The organism is Streptomyces sp. NPDC032472 (genome assembly GCF_040636955.1).
Classification (GTDB): Bacteria; Actinomycetota; Actinomycetes; order Streptomycetales; family Streptomycetaceae; genus Streptomyces.
Genome location: NZ_JBEZVK010000045.1, coordinates 16,185 through 32,463 on the forward strand (window position 1 = coordinate 16,185; position 16,279 = coordinate 32,463).

General features: G+C 73.2%; 17 protein-coding genes and 1 tRNA gene. 5 read left to right on the top strand and 13 right to left on the bottom strand.

The window, feature by feature from the left end; translation table 11 throughout:
- Positions 1-27: 27 nt before the first annotated feature.
- Positions 28-618 (bottom strand): TetR/AcrR family transcriptional regulator, encoded by a 591-nt coding sequence (locus AB0F11_RS26480; RefSeq protein WP_362178496.1) that lies wholly within the window; start codon positions 616-618, stop codon positions 28-30.
- Between AB0F11_RS26480 and AB0F11_RS26485 the strand changes: the two genes are divergently transcribed.
- Both AB0F11_RS26485 and AB0F11_RS26490 read left to right on the top strand, forming a co-directional pair.
- Complete coding sequence (locus AB0F11_RS26485; RefSeq protein ID WP_362178499.1) at positions 617-775, top strand: hypothetical protein; 159 nt, start codon at positions 617-619, stop codon at positions 773-775. The genes AB0F11_RS26480 and AB0F11_RS26485 overlap by 2 nt on opposite strands.
- On the top strand, positions 772-4,062 hold the full coding sequence (locus AB0F11_RS26490) for a S41 family peptidase (RefSeq protein ID WP_362178502.1): 3,291 nt from the start codon (positions 772-774) through the stop codon (positions 4,060-4,062). The genes AB0F11_RS26485 and AB0F11_RS26490 overlap by 4 nt, the downstream gene beginning before the upstream one ends.
- A gap of 135 nt (positions 4,063-4,197) precedes the next feature.
- Here the strand turns inward: AB0F11_RS26490 and AB0F11_RS26495 are convergent, their stop codons facing one another.
- The 4 genes from AB0F11_RS26495 to AB0F11_RS26510 all read right to left on the bottom strand — a co-directional run bounded on the left by AB0F11_RS26495 (position 4,198) and on the right by AB0F11_RS26510 (position 7,909).
- A complete protein-coding gene (locus AB0F11_RS26495) occupies positions 4,198-4,389 on the bottom strand; it encodes a hypothetical protein (protein ID WP_362178505.1) in 192 nt (63 codons plus the stop codon).
- Positions 4,390-4,464: 75 nt separating this feature from the next.
- On the bottom strand, positions 4,465-5,349 hold the full coding sequence (locus AB0F11_RS26500) for an SDR family oxidoreductase (protein WP_362178507.1): 885 nt from the start codon (positions 5,347-5,349) through the stop codon (positions 4,465-4,467).
- Positions 5,346-6,305: an alpha/beta hydrolase gene (locus AB0F11_RS26505; protein WP_362178510.1), complete on the bottom strand. Its 960-nt coding sequence runs from the start codon at positions 6,303-6,305 to the stop codon at positions 5,346-5,348. The genes AB0F11_RS26500 and AB0F11_RS26505 overlap by 4 nt, the downstream gene beginning before the upstream one ends.
- Positions 6,302-7,909: an NAD(P)/FAD-dependent oxidoreductase gene (locus tag AB0F11_RS26510; RefSeq protein ID WP_362178512.1), complete on the bottom strand. Its 1,608-nt coding sequence runs from the start codon at positions 7,907-7,909 to the stop codon at positions 6,302-6,304. Before AB0F11_RS26510 ends, AB0F11_RS26505 begins: the two co-directional genes overlap by 4 nt.
- Before the next feature lie 139 nt (positions 7,910-8,048).
- Here AB0F11_RS26510 and AB0F11_RS26515 point away from each other — a divergent pair, with 139 nt between their 5' ends.
- Entirely contained in the window at positions 8,049-8,750 is a 702-nt protein-coding gene (locus tag AB0F11_RS26515; RefSeq protein WP_362178514.1) for a MerR family transcriptional regulator, read from the top strand.
- Here AB0F11_RS26515 and AB0F11_RS26520 read toward each other — a convergent pair.
- Positions 8,732-9,535 carry an exodeoxyribonuclease III gene (locus AB0F11_RS26520; protein ID WP_362178517.1) on the bottom strand — a complete coding sequence of 268 codons (804 nt, stop codon included), beginning with the start codon at positions 9,533-9,535 and terminating at the stop codon, positions 8,732-8,734. The genes AB0F11_RS26515 and AB0F11_RS26520 overlap by 19 nt on opposite strands.
- A gap of 38 nt (positions 9,536-9,573) precedes the next feature.
- Between AB0F11_RS26520 and AB0F11_RS26525 the strand changes: the two genes are divergently transcribed.
- Complete coding sequence (locus AB0F11_RS26525; protein WP_362178520.1) at positions 9,574-10,071, top strand: GNAT family N-acetyltransferase; 498 nt, start codon at positions 9,574-9,576, stop codon at positions 10,069-10,071.
- 136 nt (positions 10,072-10,207) lie between these two features.
- Here the strand turns inward: AB0F11_RS26525 and AB0F11_RS26530 are convergent.
- The 7 genes from AB0F11_RS26530 to galU form a co-directional block, all read right to left on the bottom strand.
- Positions 10,208-10,281: transfer RNA gene (locus AB0F11_RS26530), tRNA-Ala, on the bottom strand.
- A gap of 73 nt (positions 10,282-10,354) precedes the next feature.
- The gene (locus tag AB0F11_RS26535) at positions 10,355-11,377 is read right to left on the bottom strand and encodes a hypothetical protein (RefSeq protein ID WP_362178523.1); all 1,023 of its coding nucleotides are present in this window, start codon (positions 11,375-11,377) and stop codon (positions 10,355-10,357) included.
- Between the two features lie 159 nt (positions 11,378-11,536).
- A complete protein-coding gene (locus tag AB0F11_RS26540) occupies positions 11,537-12,145 on the bottom strand; it encodes a GNAT family protein (RefSeq protein WP_362178526.1) in 609 nt (202 codons plus the stop codon).
- Positions 12,146-12,162: 17 nt separating this feature from the next.
- Positions 12,163-12,642 (bottom strand): MogA/MoaB family molybdenum cofactor biosynthesis protein, encoded by a 480-nt coding sequence (locus AB0F11_RS26545; protein WP_362178605.1) that lies wholly within the window; start codon positions 12,640-12,642, stop codon positions 12,163-12,165.
- Between the two features lie 113 nt (positions 12,643-12,755).
- The gene (gene moaC / locus AB0F11_RS26550; protein ID WP_362178529.1) at positions 12,756-13,235 is read right to left on the bottom strand and encodes a cyclic pyranopterin monophosphate synthase MoaC; all 480 of its coding nucleotides are present in this window, start codon (positions 13,233-13,235) and stop codon (positions 12,756-12,758) included.
- A gap of 73 nt (positions 13,236-13,308) precedes the next feature.
- Complete coding sequence (gene glp, locus AB0F11_RS26555; RefSeq protein WP_362178532.1) at positions 13,309-14,646, bottom strand: gephyrin-like molybdotransferase Glp; 1,338 nt, start codon at positions 14,644-14,646, stop codon at positions 13,309-13,311.
- A gap of 4 nt (positions 14,647-14,650) precedes the next feature.
- Positions 14,651-15,553 carry a UTP--glucose-1-phosphate uridylyltransferase GalU gene (galU, locus tag AB0F11_RS26560; RefSeq protein ID WP_362178534.1) on the bottom strand — a complete coding sequence of 301 codons (903 nt, stop codon included), beginning with the start codon at positions 15,551-15,553 and terminating at the stop codon, positions 14,651-14,653.
- 95 nt (positions 15,554-15,648) lie between these two features.
- On the opposite strand from galU, the gene AB0F11_RS26565 reads away from it, so the two are divergent.
- Positions 15,649-16,278 (top strand): 5-formyltetrahydrofolate cyclo-ligase, encoded by a 630-nt coding sequence (locus AB0F11_RS26565; protein WP_362178537.1) that lies wholly within the window; start codon positions 15,649-15,651, stop codon positions 16,276-16,278.
- Position 16,279: the final 1 nt, after the last annotated feature.

The window sequence follows — 16,279 nt, forward strand, 5'->3', positions numbered from 1 at the left end:
GTGCGGTGCGGTGCGCTGTACGGGTGCTCAGACGCCGAGGGCGGGGAAGACCACGGCGTCGATGAACTGGCCGAGGAAGGTCCGGTCGACGGACCGGTCCTCGATCAGCGGGAGCGAGATGAACGCCCCGATGAGCATGTGCGGTACGAACGGAAGGGCCGGACAGTCGGGGGCGATCTCCCCCCGGTCGACGGCTCGCCTCAGCATCACCTGGAGTCCGGTGATCTCCGGGTCGACCAGCAGGTCCCGCAGCGCCTTGTGGAGCTCCGGGCTCTCGTGGACGGCGTGGGCCAGACCCCGCATCAGGGCGGTGTCCTTAGCCATCTGCGCGTCGTCGGAGCGCTGGACCATCAGCCCGAAGTCCCCGCGCAGGCTGCCCGTGTCGATCTCCGCCAGGGAGACCGGCTGGGTGCACCGCAGGGCCTTGGCGACCAGCTCGGCCTTGCTCCCCCACTGGCGGTAGAGGGTGGCCTTGCTGGACTTGGTACGGGCGGCGACCGCGTCCATGGTCAGCGCCTCGTAGCCGACCTCGCGCAGGAGGTCGAGGACCGCCCCGTGGAGTTCGGCCTCCCGCTCGGGGGTGATGCGGGTGCGCCGTGAGGAGACCTCCTCGGGCATGTCCGACACCTCCCGTCCGGGCGAAACCGTTGCGTACACCGACGACGATACCCCTCAGGCAAGCGAAACGAAACCGTTCCGTTTCGTTTCGAGGGGTGGCGTGGATCACCTGTACGAGTTGCCGCGCCCCCTCGGCGCGGAAAGCATTGTGGGGTGAGTCACGACGTCGCGTACCTCCGCTTCCCGCATCTGCACGACGACCTCCTGTGCTTCGCCGCCGAGGACGACCTGTGGGTCGCCCCGCTGGTCCCGGAAGGCCAGACCCCGGGCCGCGCCTGGCGGATCACCGTCGACCGCACCCGCATCGGCCACCCCCGCTTCTCCCCCGACGGCCGTCACATCGCCTTCACCACCTGGCGCAGCCTCGACCCCGAGGTCCACCTCGCCCCGGTCGACGGCGGCGCGGCCCGCCAGCTCAGCTACTGGGGCGCCACCGACACCCGGGTCTGCGGCTGGACCCCGCCCGACAAGGACGGCCGCAGCGACATCCTGGCGGTGTCCTCGCACGGGCAGCCCTTCTCCTACTTCGCCTGGGCCTACTGCCTGCCCACCGACGGCTCTCCCGGCGGCCGGCTGCCGTGGGGTCCGGTTTCGGACATCGCGGTCCACGAGGACGGCGAGGGGCAGGGGGTGGGCGAGCGGCGCACCCTGCTGCTGACCGGCAAGCCGCCGCACGAGCCCGCCGCCTGGAAGCGCTACCGCGGCGGCGCCACCGGCCGGCTCTGGCTGCACGGCAAGCGGCTGCTGGAGGACATCGACGGCCACCTCGACGCCCCGATGTTCGTGGACGGCCGGATCGCCTTCCTCTCCGACCACGAGGGCATCGGCAACCTGTACTCCTGCCTGCCCGACGGCACCGACCTGCGCCGGCACACCGACCACGAGGAGTTCTACGCCCGACACGCCTCCAGCGACGGCGCGCGGGTCGTCTACCAGTGCGCCGGGGAGCTGTGGCTCGTCGAGTCCCTCGCGCCCGAGGCCGTCCCGCGCCGGCTCGACGTCCGCCTCGGCGGCCCCCGCGCGGGCCGGCGCCACTACCAGGTGCCCGCCGCCCACCACGTCGACTCGCTGTCCGTGGACACCACCGGGCGGGCCAGCGCCGTCGTCATCCGCGGCAGCCTGTACTGGCTCACCCACCGCGACGGGCCCGCCCGCACCATCGCCGACACCCCCGGGGTGCGGGTGCGGCTGCCCGAGATGCTCGGCACGAGCGGGCAGATCGCGTACGTGACGGACGCGGAGGGCGAGGACGCCATCGAGATCGCCTCCCTGCCGCGGGCCTCCGGCGACCGCGAGCCCCGGCGGCTGGCCTCCGGGCAGCTGGGCCGCGTACTGGAGCTGCTCTCCGACCCGGACGGCGAGCGCCTCGCGATCGCCTCCCACGACGGGCGGCTGCTGCTCATCGACGCCACCGAGGAGTCGGGCGGAGAGGTCACCGAGCTCATCCGGTCCGTCAACGGGCCCGTCACCGACCTGGCGTTCTCGCCGGACGGGGCCTGGCTGACCTGGTCGCACCCGGGCATCGGGCGCTCGCTGCGGCAGATCAAGATGGCCCGGATCTCCGGCCCGGGCCCGCGCGCCGTCGTCGACGTCACCAACGGCCGCTTCGAGGACGACCACCCGGTCTTCACCCGCGACGGCCGCTACCTGGCCTTCCTGTCGTGGCGCGGCTTCGACCCCGTGTACGACGTGCACACCGGCGACCTGTCCTTCCCGCTGGGCTGCCGCCCGTACCTGGTGCCGCTGTCCTCGGCGACGCCCTCGCCCTTCGCCCTCACCCCCGAGGGCCGTCCCGCGGCGGGCGGGCTCGACCCGGTGGAGGGGGAGTCCGGGGACGGCGACGGCTCGGTGATCGTGGAGGTGGAGGGCCTGGAGAGCCGGGTCACCCCGTTCCCGGTGGCGGCCTCGAAGTACTCGGCCCTGCACCCGGTGCACGGCGGCGGGCTGGTGTGGCTGCGCTGGCCGATCTCCGGGGCGCTCGGCGAGACCTTCGCCAACCCCGCCGACATCAGCGGCAAGCCCACCCTGGAGCACTTCGACATCACCAAGGCCCGCAAGAGCGAACTGGCCTCCGGGCTGGACTGGTTCGCGGTCAGCGGCGACGGCACCCGGCTCGTCCTCAACGACGACGGCGACCTGCGGGCGGTCCCGGCCACCGAGTCGGGCGACAGCGACTCCACCGTCTACCTGGACCTGCGGCGCATCCGGCACGAGGTGGACCCGGCCGCCGAGTGGCGCCAGGCCTTCGAGGAGGCGGGCCGGCTGATCCGGGCGTACTTCTGGGAGCCGAAGATGTGCGGCATCGACTGGGACGGCGTCCTCGCCCAGTACCGGCCGCTCGTCGAACGGGTCGCCTCCCCCGACGAGTTCGCCGACCTGCTGCGCGAGGTACTCGGCGAGCTCGGCACCTCCCACGCGTACGTCTCCCCCGCCCGCCGCAACGAGGGCCCGCCGCACTACCAGCGGCCCATCGGTCTGCTCGGCGCCAACCTCGTGCCGCGGGACGAGGGCTGGGTGGTCAAGCGGATCCTGCCCGGCGAGTCCTCCGACTCCAAGGCCCGCTCCCCGCTCGCCGGCACCGGGATCCGCGAGGGCGCGGTCCTCACGCACGTGGACGGCCGGCCCGTCGACCCGGTGGCCGGGCCCTACCCCCTGCTCGCGGCGGCGGGCGGCACCACCGTCGAACTGACCTTCACACCCGCCGAAGGGGAGGGCCGCGCCCGGCGGGTGGCGGTGGTCCCGCTGATCGACGAGCGGCCGCTGCGCTACCAGGACTGGGTCTCCAAGCGGCGCGCCGTCGTCCGCGAGGTCAGCGGCGGCAAGTGCGGATACCTGCACATCCCCGACATGGGGGGCTCCGGCTGGGCGCAGTTCAACCGCGACCTGCGCATGGAGATGTCCCGGCCGGCCCTGATCGTGGACGTGCGCGGCAACGCGGGCGGGCACATCAGCGAGCTGGTGGTCGAGAAGCTGACCCGCTCGATCCTCGGCTGGGACCTCACCCGCAACGCCCAGCCCGTCAGCTACGCCTCCAACGCGCCCCGCGGCCCGATCGTGGCGCTGGCCGACGAGGCGACCTCCTCCGACGGCGACATGATCACCGCGGCGTTCAAACTGCTGGGCCTGGGCCCGGTGGTGGGCCAGCGCACCTGGGGCGGGGTCGTCGGCATGACGGGCCGGCACACCCTGGGCGACGGCACGGTGATCACGGTGCCGATGAACGCCGCCTGGTTCCCGGAGTACGGCTGGTCGGTGGAGAACCACGGCGTGGAGCCGGACCTGGAGATCCTGCGGACCCCGCTCGACTGGGCGGAGGGCCGGCACGCCCAACTGGACGACGCCGTGCACCTGGCGCTGGAGCTGCTGGAGCAGGACCCGGCCGCCGTACCGCCCGGCTACGAGGACGTGCCGGACCTGCGGCGCCCGAAGCTGCCGCCGCGGTAGCGGACGAGCAGGACAGAAGGAACAGCACAACGCAGGAGGGGCGCGACCCGGAGAAGAGTACGGGTCGCGCCCCTCAGCGCTGTGTGCGTCAAGGCCTGGTGGCAGTCAGGCCCGTTCGGTCACTTCCTCGCCGACTCACGCGTCCCAGTCGTCGAGCTCGTCGCGTACGTCGTCCAGTTTGTCCTGGCCGCTCTGCCGGGCGCGCTCCTGGCCCTGCTGGGCCTTGCCCTTGGCCTGCTGGGAGCGCTGCGACGCATCCTGCTTGGCCTTCTGGGCCTTGCCCTTGAGCTCCTGCGCCTGGTTCTGGGACTCGTCCTTGATGCCCATGCTTTTCCCTCCTGGAGGGTCTAGGGGACCGGGCCTCGACCAGACTTGCACGACAGGACAAAGGTCGCATTTCGATCAGTTGCGCTGCATCCGGGCCGCTTCGTCGGCGGCCCCGCCCGCCCCCACCAGCCCCTTGGGGCTCTCGCCCAGGCGCGGTTCGAACCGCTTCATCTCCCGCTGTCCGCCCAGCGCGATGACCGCCGGGAGGTAGCCGCGGACGGACTGCATCCCGCGCAGCCACCACTGGGCGTAGACGTGGGCCGAGCGGCGCTCGATGCCGGCGACGATCCGGTCCACGGCCGGGCCCAGCGGGTACGTGCGGTTCGCCGGCCACGGCAGGCGCCCGCGCAGCTCGCGCATCACGTCGTTCCGGTCGGCGCCGCGCACCATGTCGGTGTCGGTCCAGGACAGGTAGCCGACGCCGACCTTGACGCCCTTGTGGCCGACCTCGGCGCGCAGGCAGTGCGCGAAGGCCTCGACGCCGGACTTGGAGGCGCAGTACGCCGACATCATCGGGGCGGGAGTGATCGCGGCGAGCGAGGCGATCTGGAGGAAGTAGCCCCGGCTCTCGGTGAGCACCGGCAGGAAGGCGCGGGCGGTGACGGCGCCGCCGATCAGGTTGACCTCGATCACCCGGCGCCAGGAGTCGGGGTCGGAGTCGGCGAACGGCCCGCCGGCGGCGACGCCCGCGTTGGCGACGACGATGTCCACCTTGCCGAAGCGCTGCTTGACCTCCTGCGCGACCCGGGACATCGCCTCCTGGTCGGTGACGTCGGCGTACCAGTGGTCGCTGTCGGTGTGCAGCCGCTCGGAGACCTCCTTGAGGGCCTCCGGCTCCAGGCCGACCAGCGCCACCCGGGCGCCGCGCGCGGAGAGCTTGCGGGCGAGCAGCTCGCCCACGCCGCGGGCGGCGCCGGTGACGACGGCGACCTGGCCTTCCAGACTCCTGCGGGTGCTCACGGCGTCTTCTCCTTCTGCTCCTGGGACGTCGACGGGGTCAGGTACCGGCCGGCCAGCTCGCGCACGGCGGCGGTGACGGCCTCGGGGGCCTCGATCGGGGTCATGTGGCCCATTCCGGTGAGCTCGGTCAGCCCGACGCAGTGGGGCAGGGCCGCGGCGAGGCCGCGGGCGTGGCCGATCGGGGTGAGCCGGTCGCTCGTGCCGCCGATGACGGCGGTGGGCGCGGTGAGCGCCGCCAGGCCGGCGTCCAGATCCAGCTCGGCCAGGACCCGGGACCAGCCGTACCGGACGTCGGTGGGGCAGGCGTGCACGATACGGGCGCAGGCGTCGACCCGGTCGGGCGCCGATCCGGGTCCCATGGTGGCGTACTTCAGCACCTGCCGGGCCACGGGCGTGACCGGTCCGAGCGGGGCCCGGGAGCCGAGGACGGCCCGGGTGAGGCGGGTCCGTACCGGGCCGGGGCGCAGGGGCAGCACGAGGGACTCGGCGGTCAGGCGGGAGCTTCCGGTGCTGCACAGCAGGGCGGCCGCGGTGTGCTCGGCGAACTCGGGCCGGCCGGCGGCGGCCATGATCGTCATGCCGCCCATGGAGTGCCCTGCGACGACGGCCCGTTCGCCGGGGGCGAGGGTGGTGCGCAGCACGGCGACGAGGTCGTCGGCGAGCGCGGTGGTGCTGTAGCCGGAGGCGGGGACGACCGGGCTGCGCCCGTGTCCGCGCTGGTCGTAGGCGATGACCCGGTGGTCCTGGGCGAGCTCGCGTATCTGGGCGGCCCAGAAGGCGGTGGAGCAGGTCCAGCCGTGGGCGAGGACGACGGCCGGGGCCTGCTCGGGGCCGTGCTCCTCCACGTGCAGGCGGGCGCCGTCGGCGGAGACGGCGAACCGTTCGCGCCGGGCGGCGGGCGGGGCGTACCGCCCGGTGGTGGCGTGGGCGGGGCGGCGGCTCGTACGGCTGCTCATGCGGCGCCCTCCTCGGCGACGGCCTTGGCGGCGGTCTGGGCGGCGGTCTCCCCGGGGGTATTGGCCGGACCCTTCGCCGCCGTCGCCTGGGCGGGGACCCGTTCGCGGCCGTCGTCCCGGACGCGCACCACCTCGTACTCGCCCAGGTCCACCGTCCGGGTCAGCTTGCGGAACTCGCCGGTGGTCCCCGGCCAGACGGTGGTGTTGCGGCCCTGCGCGTCCAGGTACCAGCTGGTGCAGCCGCCGGTGTTCCACACGGTCCGCTGCATCCGCGCCTGGACGTGCCGGTTCCACCGGTTCACGGCCGACGGCCGGGCGGCGAGCGCGGCCCGCCCGCCCAACAGGTCCAGCTGGCGCAGGTAGTCGGCCATGTAGTTCAGCTGCGACTCGATCATCAGGATCATCGAGCTGTTCCCGAGCCCGGTGTTCGGGCCGATGATCGTCATCCAGTTCGGGAAGCCGGCGGCGGTCGCCCCGCGCAGCGCCTGCATCCCGTCCTTCCAGTGGTCGGCGAGCGTACGGCCCTCCGCGCCCACCACCCGGTCCGCGATCGGCATGTCCGTGACGTGGAAGCCGGTCCCGAAGACGATCGCGTCGGCCTCGGTCTCGGTACCGTCCGCGGCGATCAGGGTGGTGCCGCGGATCTCCTTCAGCCCGGAGGCGACGAGGTCCACGTTGGGCCGGGCGAGCGCCGGGTAGTAGTCGCTCGACAGCAGGATCCGCTTGCAGCCGATCCGGTACGAGGGCGTCAGCCGGGCCAGCAGCTCCGGGTCCTTGATGGAGCGGGCCATATTGGCCTTCGCCAGCGATTCGATCAGCCCGAGCTGGTTCGGCCGCTTGGTGAAGGCGCTGACCTGCAGCTCCCGGATCCCCCACAGCAGCCCGCGGCGGGCCGCCCGGGTGAACGGCAGCTGGCGGTGCAGCCAGCGTTCGACCGAGCTGATGGCGCGGTCGGTGCGCGGCATGACCCACGGCGGGGTGCGCTGGAAGAGGGTGAGCCGCTCCACGTCGGGCGCGATGGCCGGGACGATCTGGATGGCGGAGGCGCCGGTCCCGATCACGGCGACGCGCTTGCCGCGCAGGTCGTAGTCGTGGTCCCAGCGCGCGGAGTGGAAGACCTTGCCGGGGAACTCGGCGAGCCCGGGGATCTCGGGCATCTTCGGGTCGGACAGCGGCCCGGTCGCGGAGACGACGACGTCGGCGGTGAGCGTGCCGCCCGTGGTGTCGATCTCCCAGTGCAGCCGCTCGGCGTCCCAGCGGGCCGTGCGGACCTCGTGGTTCAGCCGGATGTGCGGGCGCAGGCCGAAGGTGTCGGCGACGTGCTCCAGGTAGGCCCGGATGTGCGGCTGGCCGGAGAAGGTGCGCGGCCAGTCGGGGTTGGGTGCGAAGGAGAAGGAATAGAGGTGCGAGGGCACGTCGCAGGCGCATCCGGGATAGCTGTTGTCGCGCCACGTGCCGCCGACGGAGTCGGCCCGTTCCAGGACGACGAAGTCCGTGATCCCCTCGCGGCGCAGCCGGACGGCCGCGCCCAGCCCGCCGAACCCGGAGCCGATCACCGCCACCCGTACGTGCTCGTGCCCGCCCGTGCCGCCCCTGCCGCTCATGCCCGCCGCCTCTCCGCATCGCACCGTCGCGCCACTCTGCCAGCAATCACTGGCACAATCGGGAGGGTAGAGCAGCTCCGTACCCATGGGTAGGGGTCGCACCCGGAAAGTTACCGTCGGTACGCCATAGGCTTCGGCCGTGGCAGACACGGAAGCGGGGACGACAGTGCGCGAATACCGTACGGAGGAGCTGGCCGAGGCGGCCGGCATCCCCGTCCGCACCCTGCGCTTCTACCGCGAGCGCCGGCTCCTGCCGCCGCCGCGCCGCGAGGGCCGCATCGCCTGGTACGACGACCACCACCTGGCCCGGCTGCGCACCATCGCCGCCCTGCTGGAGCGCGGCCACACCCTCGGCGGCATAGCCGAGCTGACCGCCGCCTTCGAGAACGGCCGCGACGTCAGCCAGCTCGGCGAGCTGCTCGGCATCGGCTGGTCCGAGGAGACCCCCGTACGGCTGACGCCGGAGGCCCTCGCCGACTACTTCGAGGGCGAGGCCACCCCGGAGAACCTGGCGGCCGCCCTCGACCTCGGCTACCTCGCCACCGACGGCGACGCGATCGTCCACGTCAGCCGCCGCCTGCTGGACGTCTCCTCGGCCCTGGTCCGCGAGGGCGTCCCGCTCTCGGCGGTCCTGGAGACCGGCCGCCGGGTCCGCGAGCACGCGGACGCCATGGCGGCCCTGTTCGCCGAGCTCATCGCCGAGCACCTGCCCGACGAGGAGGCCGTCGCCCGGCTGCGCCCCCTCACCAAGGGCGTGGTGGAGGCGGAGCTCTCCCTTGCCATGGACCGCCTCTTGGCGGCGGCCCGCCCGTCGGGCCCCGCTCAGGAGCCGAGCTCGTAGACCGCGGTCACCGGCGCGTGGTCGGACCACCGCTCCGGGTGCGTCTCGGCCCGCTCGACGAACGCCTTGACGGCGCGGGCCGCGAGGCCCGGGGTCGCGACCTGCAGGTCGATGCGCCAGCCGGCGTCGTTGTCGAAGGCTCGGCCGCGGTAGGACCACCACGAGTACGGGCCTTCGGTGTCGGGGTGCAGGGCCCGCACCACGTCCACGTAGCCTGCCTCGTCATAGACCTTCCCGAGCCACTCGCGCTCCTCGGGCAGGAACCCCGCGCTCTTGCGGTTGGTCCGCCAGTTCTTGAGGTCCGCCTCACGGTGGCAGATGTTCCAGTCGCCGCACACCACGACCTCGCGGCCGCCGGCAGCGGCGCGTTCGCGCAGTGCGGCCAGATAGGGCAGGAACTCCCCCATGAACCGGTACTTCTCGTCCTGCTTCGGGGTCCCGGCCTCCCCTGAGGGCAGGTACAGGCTGGCGACGGTCACGCCGGGCAGGTCCACCTCCAGGTAGCGCCCGGAGGCGTCGAACTCCTCGCTGCCGAAGCCCACCTGCACCCGCTCGGGCGCCCGGCGCGTGTACACCGCCACCCCGGCCCGCCCCTTGGCGGCGGCCGGCGCGAAGACGGTGTGCCAGCCCTCGGGCCGGCGCACCTCGTCCGGGACCTGCGCCTCCTCCGCCCGCACCTCCTGAAGGCACACGACATCGGCATCCGACCCGGCCAGCCAGGGGGAGAAGCCCTTCTTGGCGGCGGCGCGGATCCCATTGACATTCACGGAGGTCACGGTGAGCATCCCAGCACCATAGCCCGACCCTTCCGTACGATGTTTCGATGTCTCACGGGATCCAGCTCCGCACAGTGCCCTATGACCACCCCGACGCGGTCAAGCTCGAGGACCAGGTCCAGCTCGAGTACGAGGCCCGCTACGGCGGCGAGGGCGACGCCACCTCCCTCGACCCGGCGATGTTCGTCCCGCCGCACGGCCTGTACCTGCTCGCGTACGACGAGGGGGGCACCCCGGTGGCCAGCGGCGGCTGGCGCACGCAGGACGAGAACGACGAGGGCTACTCGGACGGCGACGCCGAGCTGAAGCGCATGTACGTCATACCGGAGGCCCGCGGCCTCGGCCTGGCCCGCCGCATCCTGGCGGAGCTGGAGGCCGACGCCCGCGCCGCGGGCCGCAGCCGGATGGTCCTGGAGACCGGCGACCAGCAGCCGGAGGCGATAGCCCTCTACCTCTCGTCGGGCTACGCCCCCTCGGAGAAGTTCGGCTACTACCGCGACTACGAAAGCAGCCGCTGCATGGCCAAGCTCCTCACCCACCCGTGAGCCGGAATCCCCCACAACGGCCCGGCGGAGCCGGGCCATTCGGCCAGGACCCCGGAAACGCCGAGATCCCGCCCGGTCTTTCGACCTGACGGGATCTCGTGACGATTCCCGGTAGCTATCCGAGAACTGTCGTCTGTGGACCTGTGGGGATTTGAACCCCAGACCCCCTCGATGCGAACGAGGTGCGCTACCAGACTGCGCCACAGGCCCTTGCGACGTGTGAAACATTAGCATCCCCGCGGTGCTGCTCCAAAATCCGTTGCCGGGAGCGGCCGCGCGGGGGTCATTCGTTGGCCGCGCGGGGGCGGTCCTCGCTCTCGTACTGGTCGAACAGCGGGGTGCGGCCGCGGCCCTGGGTGCGCGGGCGGCCCGGCTGGGGCTTCGCGTCCTGCTTCGGGTCGGCCTTGGCCACGGGGCCGGGCTGGGCGCGCAGGCGGGGGTCGGTCGGCTCGGCCGTGCTGGAGCGGGTCGCGCTCCAGGCGTCGGGGGCGGCCGGGCCCGTGGCGCGCGGGGCGACCGGGGCGGTGACGTACGTGGGCAGCGGGACCGGGACCGGCTCCCAGCTGTCACCGCGGACGGGGCCGCGTTCGCGCTCGCGGGTCTGGTCGACCCATTCGGCGTGGTCGGTCTGCTCGACCAGGGCGCGCCTGCCGGCCTCCTGCGGGGACACCGGTGGCGCGGGCTCCGGTTCGGTCCCCGCGGCCTCCTCCGCCTCGCGGCGGCGGGGCCGGCTCTCGCGCAGGCGGCGGGCGGCCGCCTCGGCGCGCCGCCGGTCCATGGTGAACTCGTAGCGCCGGCGCTCCTGCGCGCGCAGGTACGCGATGTACGCGCTCAGCAGCACGGCGGGCGCGGCCGGCGCCCACAGGTAGGCGACGCCCCCGACGGCGGCGACGACGGCGCCCAGCGTGAAGGTCAGGAAGAGGAGCGCGGTGGTGCGCCGGCGGCGGGCGAGCACCTGCAGCCGCTGCTCGCGGCGCTGCCGCTCCACCTGGGCCGACCGCGACTCCGCCCTGGTCGGGGGCACGACGACGGGCCGGGCGTCGGCGTCCACGGAATTCACCGTTTCCGTCGCGGCGTCCGGATCAGCGTGGTACTGGGGCTCCGCCTCGTGGTCACCGCGGTCACGCAGCCCCTTGGCGTAACGGCGCTCCATTCCCGCCCGGCCCGAAAGCAGCCGAATGGCAGTGGAGAAGCGTTCCGTCGGACGGGCCTCGTTCAGCTCGTCCTGCCTCCGGAGCCACATGGGCACCAAGTAGGCGGCCCAGGCCCCCACAATGACTGCGTAGATGAGGCCGCTGCTGCTCACACCCCACACCGTAGAGGGGCGCAGCCGGGGGGATCCGCCAATTGGACCGGTGTGTCGCACGAACCGGCTGATATCACCGACTTTTTTTGTGATTCTTCGGATCACGTTATGGGTGAATCGGCTGCCGGTCCCAAGAATTCGAACAGATACTCGATATTTTTATTGAGGGGTCGTTCCCTGGGCCCGTCGGCGGTGCCAGCGCTGCAGCAGGCCCTCCGGGACCTCTTCCGCCGTCAGTGCGTAGACGAGGTGGTCGCGCCAGGCGCCGTCGATGTGGAGGTAGCGCGGCCGCAGCCCCTCCTCGCGGAAGCCCAGCTTCTCCACCACGCGCCGGCTCGGCGCGTTCTCCGGGCGGATGCACACCTCGATGCGGTGCAGGCCCACCTTGGTGAAGCAGTGGTCCACGGCCAGCGCGACCGCGGTCGGCATGACGCCGCGGCCGGCGACCTCGCGGTCCACCCAGTAACCGACGTGGCCCGCGCACATGGAGCCCCAGGTGATCCCGGCGACCGTGAGCTGGCCGACCAGCCGGCCCCGGTACTCGATCACGAAGGGCAGCATCCGCCCCGCATTGGCCTCCGCCCGCAGGTGGCGGACCATCTGCCGGTACGTCGGCCGCTGGATCACCGGCCCCCAGGGCGCGGGCGGCGGGATCGTGGCCTCCCACGGCCGGAGCCATTCGCGGTTGCGCCGGTTGACCTCGCGCCAGGCGCTCTGGTCGCGCAGTTTTATCGGCCGCAGCGTGACGTCGCCGTCGGTCAGCACCACCGGCCAGGAGGGTGCGTTCAGCTCGGGCTCCCGGACGGTCTGGGGTGGTCCCCGCCCCGCAGCTGGTCCACCGCGTGCGGCAGGATCCGCGCGAGGACGGCGAGGCCGTCGCGGACGCCGCCGGTGGAGCCGGGCAGGTTCACGATCAGGGTGCGGCCGGCCACTCCGGCGAGGCCCCGCGAGAGGGCCGCGGTCGGCACCTTGGCCAGGCCCTCGGCACGGATGGCCTGCGGGATGCCCGGGACCTCGTAGTCCAGCACCCGCGCGGTGGCGTCCGGGGTGCGGTCGGTCGGGGAGATGCCGGTGCCGCCGGTGGTGAGGATGACGTCGTACCCGGCGGCCACGCCCTCGCGCAGCGCCTGCTCGACGGGGTCACCGTCGGGGACGACGCGCGGGCCGTCGACGGTGAAGCCGAGCGCGAGCAGGCCCTCGGCGAGCAGCGGACCGCCCTTGTCGGCGTACACGCCGGCCGAGGCGCGGTTGGAGGCGGTGACCACGAGCCCGCGCGGGGCGGGGCGGCCGGCCTCCTGCGCCGCCTCGGCGGGCCGGGTGGCCTGGGCGGCTCCGGCGTCGTGGCTGTGGCTGAAGGCGTCGCCGCCGCGCGGGGCGTTCACGCGCGGGTCCAGTCGCCGGACTTGCCGCCGGTCTTCTCCTCCACCCGGACGTCCGTGATGACGGCGCCCTTGTCGACGGCCTTGACCATGTCGATCAGGGTCAGCCCGGCGACGGCGACGGCGGTCAGCGCCTCCATCTCCACGCCGGTGCGGTCGGCGGTCTTGACGGTGGCGAGGATCTCCACGGCGTCGTCGGCGACCGACAGGTCGACCTTGACGCCGGAGACGGCCAGCGGGTGGCAGAGCGGAATCAGGTCGGGGGTCTTCTTGGCACCCATGATCCCGGCGATCCGCGCGGTGGCGAGGGCGTCGCCCTTGGGGACACCCTCGCCGCGCAGCAGCTCGATCACCTGCGGGGAGACGAGCACGCGCCCGCTGGCGCGCGCCGTCCGCGTCGTGACGTCCTTCTCCGAGACGTCCACCATCCGGGCCGCGCCGGCCTCGTCGATGTGCGTCAGCCTGCTCTGCGTGTTCATGGGTACGTGCCGCTCCCGCTCCGGGCCGCCAGGGGCCTGTGTGGTGCAACACGCTACCCGCACCCGCAGGGGTTCAGCCGAGCAGGACCACTTCCAGATCGGCCCCCGGCTCCACGGAGGTGACCTCCTCCGGTACGACCATCAGCGCGTCGGCGTGCGCCAGCGCGGCGATCAGGTGCGAGCCGGATCCGCCGACCGGGCTGACCGTGCCGCTCTCCGGGTCGTACTTGCCGCGCAGGAACTGGCGGCGGCCGGCCGGGGAGCCGAGGGCCTTGTCCGCCTTCAGCACGGCGCGCACGCTCGGCCGGCTGACGTCGGGCAGGCCCATGAGCGCCCGGATGGCGGGACGCACGAACAGTTCGAAGGAGACGTACGAGGACACCGGGTTGCCGGGCAGGGCCAGCAGCGGGGTGTGGTCGGGGCCGATGGTGCCGAAGCCCTGCGGCTTGCCGGGCTGCATCGCGAGCTTGCGGAACTCCATGCGCCCGCCTCCTGGCTCGCCGGCGGGGGCGCCGGCCGCGGACAGGGCCTCCTTGACCACGTCGTACGCGCCGACGCTGACGCCGCCGGTGGTGACCAGCAGGTCGGCCCGGATCAGCTGGTCCTCGATGGTCGCCTTCAGGGTCTCGGCGTCGTCGGCGACGGCCCCGACCCGGTACGCGATCGCCCCGGCGTCGCGGGCCGCGGCGGCCAGCGCGAAGCTGTTGGAGTCGTAGATCGTCCCCGCGGTCAGCGCCTCGCCGGGCTGGACCAGCTCGCTGCCGGTGGACAGCACGACCACGCGCGGGCGCGGCCGCACCCGTACGGTGCCGCGCCCGATGGCGGCGAGCAGGGCGATCTGCGGCGGGCCGAGGACCGTGCCGGCGGCCAGGGCGAGGTCTCCCGCCTGGACGTCGCTGCCGCGGGCGCGGACGTGGGCCCGCGCCTCGGCCGGCCGGTGCACCCGTACCTCGCCGGCCGCTCCCTCGGGGGCGGCGCTTGCGGGGGTCATCCCGGCGGCCGCGCCGCCGCCGGTGCCGCCGTCGGTCCACTCGACCGGCACGACGGCCTCCGCGCCGGGCGGGAGCGGCGCCCCGGTCATGATCCGGGCGGCCTGGCCGGGGCCGACGACGGGCAGCTCGCCGCTGCCCGCCGCCACGTCCCCGATGACCGTCAGCACCGCGGGGAACTCCTCGCTTGCGCCCTGCACATCGGCCGTGCGGACGGCGTACCCGTCCATCGAGCTGTTGTCGAAGGGCGGGAGGGCGACGGGCACGGTGACGTCCTCCACCAGGACGCAGCCCTGGGCATCGAGCAGCTGGAGCTCGATGGGCTCCAGCGGCCGGACGGCGGCGAGGACGTCCGCGAGGTGCTCGTCCACCGACCACAGGCGGCTGCGGCCGGTGTCCTGCGATGCGTCAGGGCTGCTCAAGGTCCTACATCTCCTCCGTGACGTAACGGTGAAGCCAGGTGCGGAACTCCGGGCCCAAGTCCTCACGCTCGCACGCGAGGCGGACGATGGCCCGCAGGTAGTCGCCGCGGTCCCCGGTGTCGTAGCGGCGGCCCCGGAAGACCACGCCGTGCACCGGGCCGCCCACGGTCTCGTCGGCGGCCAGCTTCTGCAGGCCGTCGGTGAGCTGGATCTCCCCGCCGCGGCCCGGCTCGGTCTCCCGCAGTATGTCGAAGATCGCAGGGTTGAGGACATAGCGTCCGATGACGGCGTAGTTGCTGGGCGCCTCGGCGGCGCTCGGCTTCTCGACGAGTCCGGTGATGCGGACGACGCCGTCCTCGTCGGTGGCCTCGATGGCGGCACAGCCGTAGAGGTGGACGCTCTCCTCCGGGACCTCCATGAGGGCGATCACGGAGCCGCCGGTGCGCTGCTGGACGTCGGCCATCTGGCGCAGCAGCGGGTCGCGCGGGTCGATGAGGTCGTCGCCGAGGAGGACGGCGAAGGGCTCCTTGCCGACGTGCGGCTCGGCGCACAGGACGGCGTGGCCGAGGCCGCGCGGGTCACCCTGGCGGACGTAGTGCATGGTGGCCAGGTCGCTGGATTCCTGGACTCGCTTGAGCCGGTCGTCGTCACCCTTGGCCGCGAGGGCGGACTCCAGCTCGTAGTTGCGGTCGAAGTGGTCTTCCAGGGCCCGCTTGTTACGCCCTGTGATCATGAGGACGTCGTCCAGTCCGGCCGAGACGGCCTCCTCGACCACGTACTGGATGGCCGGCTTGTCCACGACGGGGAGCATTTCCTTGGGCGTCGCCTTCGTCGCCGGAAGGAAGCGGGTGCCGAGGCCCGCGGCAGGGATGACTGCCTTTTTGATCACGGGGTGCAACTGAGTCATGGGCAGAACCATAGTGGGTGATGCCGTGGCCCCAGGTTTGATTCCGGTGATTAGATCCGCTTTTGGCCCGTTTCGAAAGGAAATCTGAGTCAGCTGTGGTAAGGAACGCACAGAACCCCCCGCACCCGTCCGAAAAGGCGCTGCTCCGCCGGGAACTCCTGGCCGCCCGCCGGTCCTTGCCGCCCGCCTCCCTGCGCGAGGCGGCCCGCGCGCTCGCCCGCGCCGCACGGGGCCTTCCCGAACTGGCCGGCGCCCACACCGTCGCGGCGTACGTCTCCGTCGGCTCCGAACCGGGCACCCGCGACCTGCTGGACGCGCTGCGCGATGCCGGGAAGCGGGTCCTGCTGCCCGTCCTGCTGCCCGACAACGACCTCGACTGGGCCGCGTACGAGGGCCCGGGCTCCCTCGCCGAGGCCGCCCATCCGGGCAAGATCCCGCTGCTGGAGCCCACCGGCCCCCGGCTCGGGCCGGAGGCGGTCACCGGCGCCGACGCCGTGCTGCTGCCCGGGCTGGCCGTCGACGGGCGCGGGATGCGCCTCGGGCGCGGCGGGGGCTCGTACGACCGGGTGCTCGCGCGCCTGGAGCGCGCTGGGGCGCATCCGGCGCTGGTCGTGCTCCTCTACGACGACGAGGTGGTCGCGCGGGTCCCGGAGGAACCGCACGACCACCCCGTTCAGGCGGTCGCCACCCCGTCGGGGGTGGTGCGCTTCACGTCTTCGGCGTGAA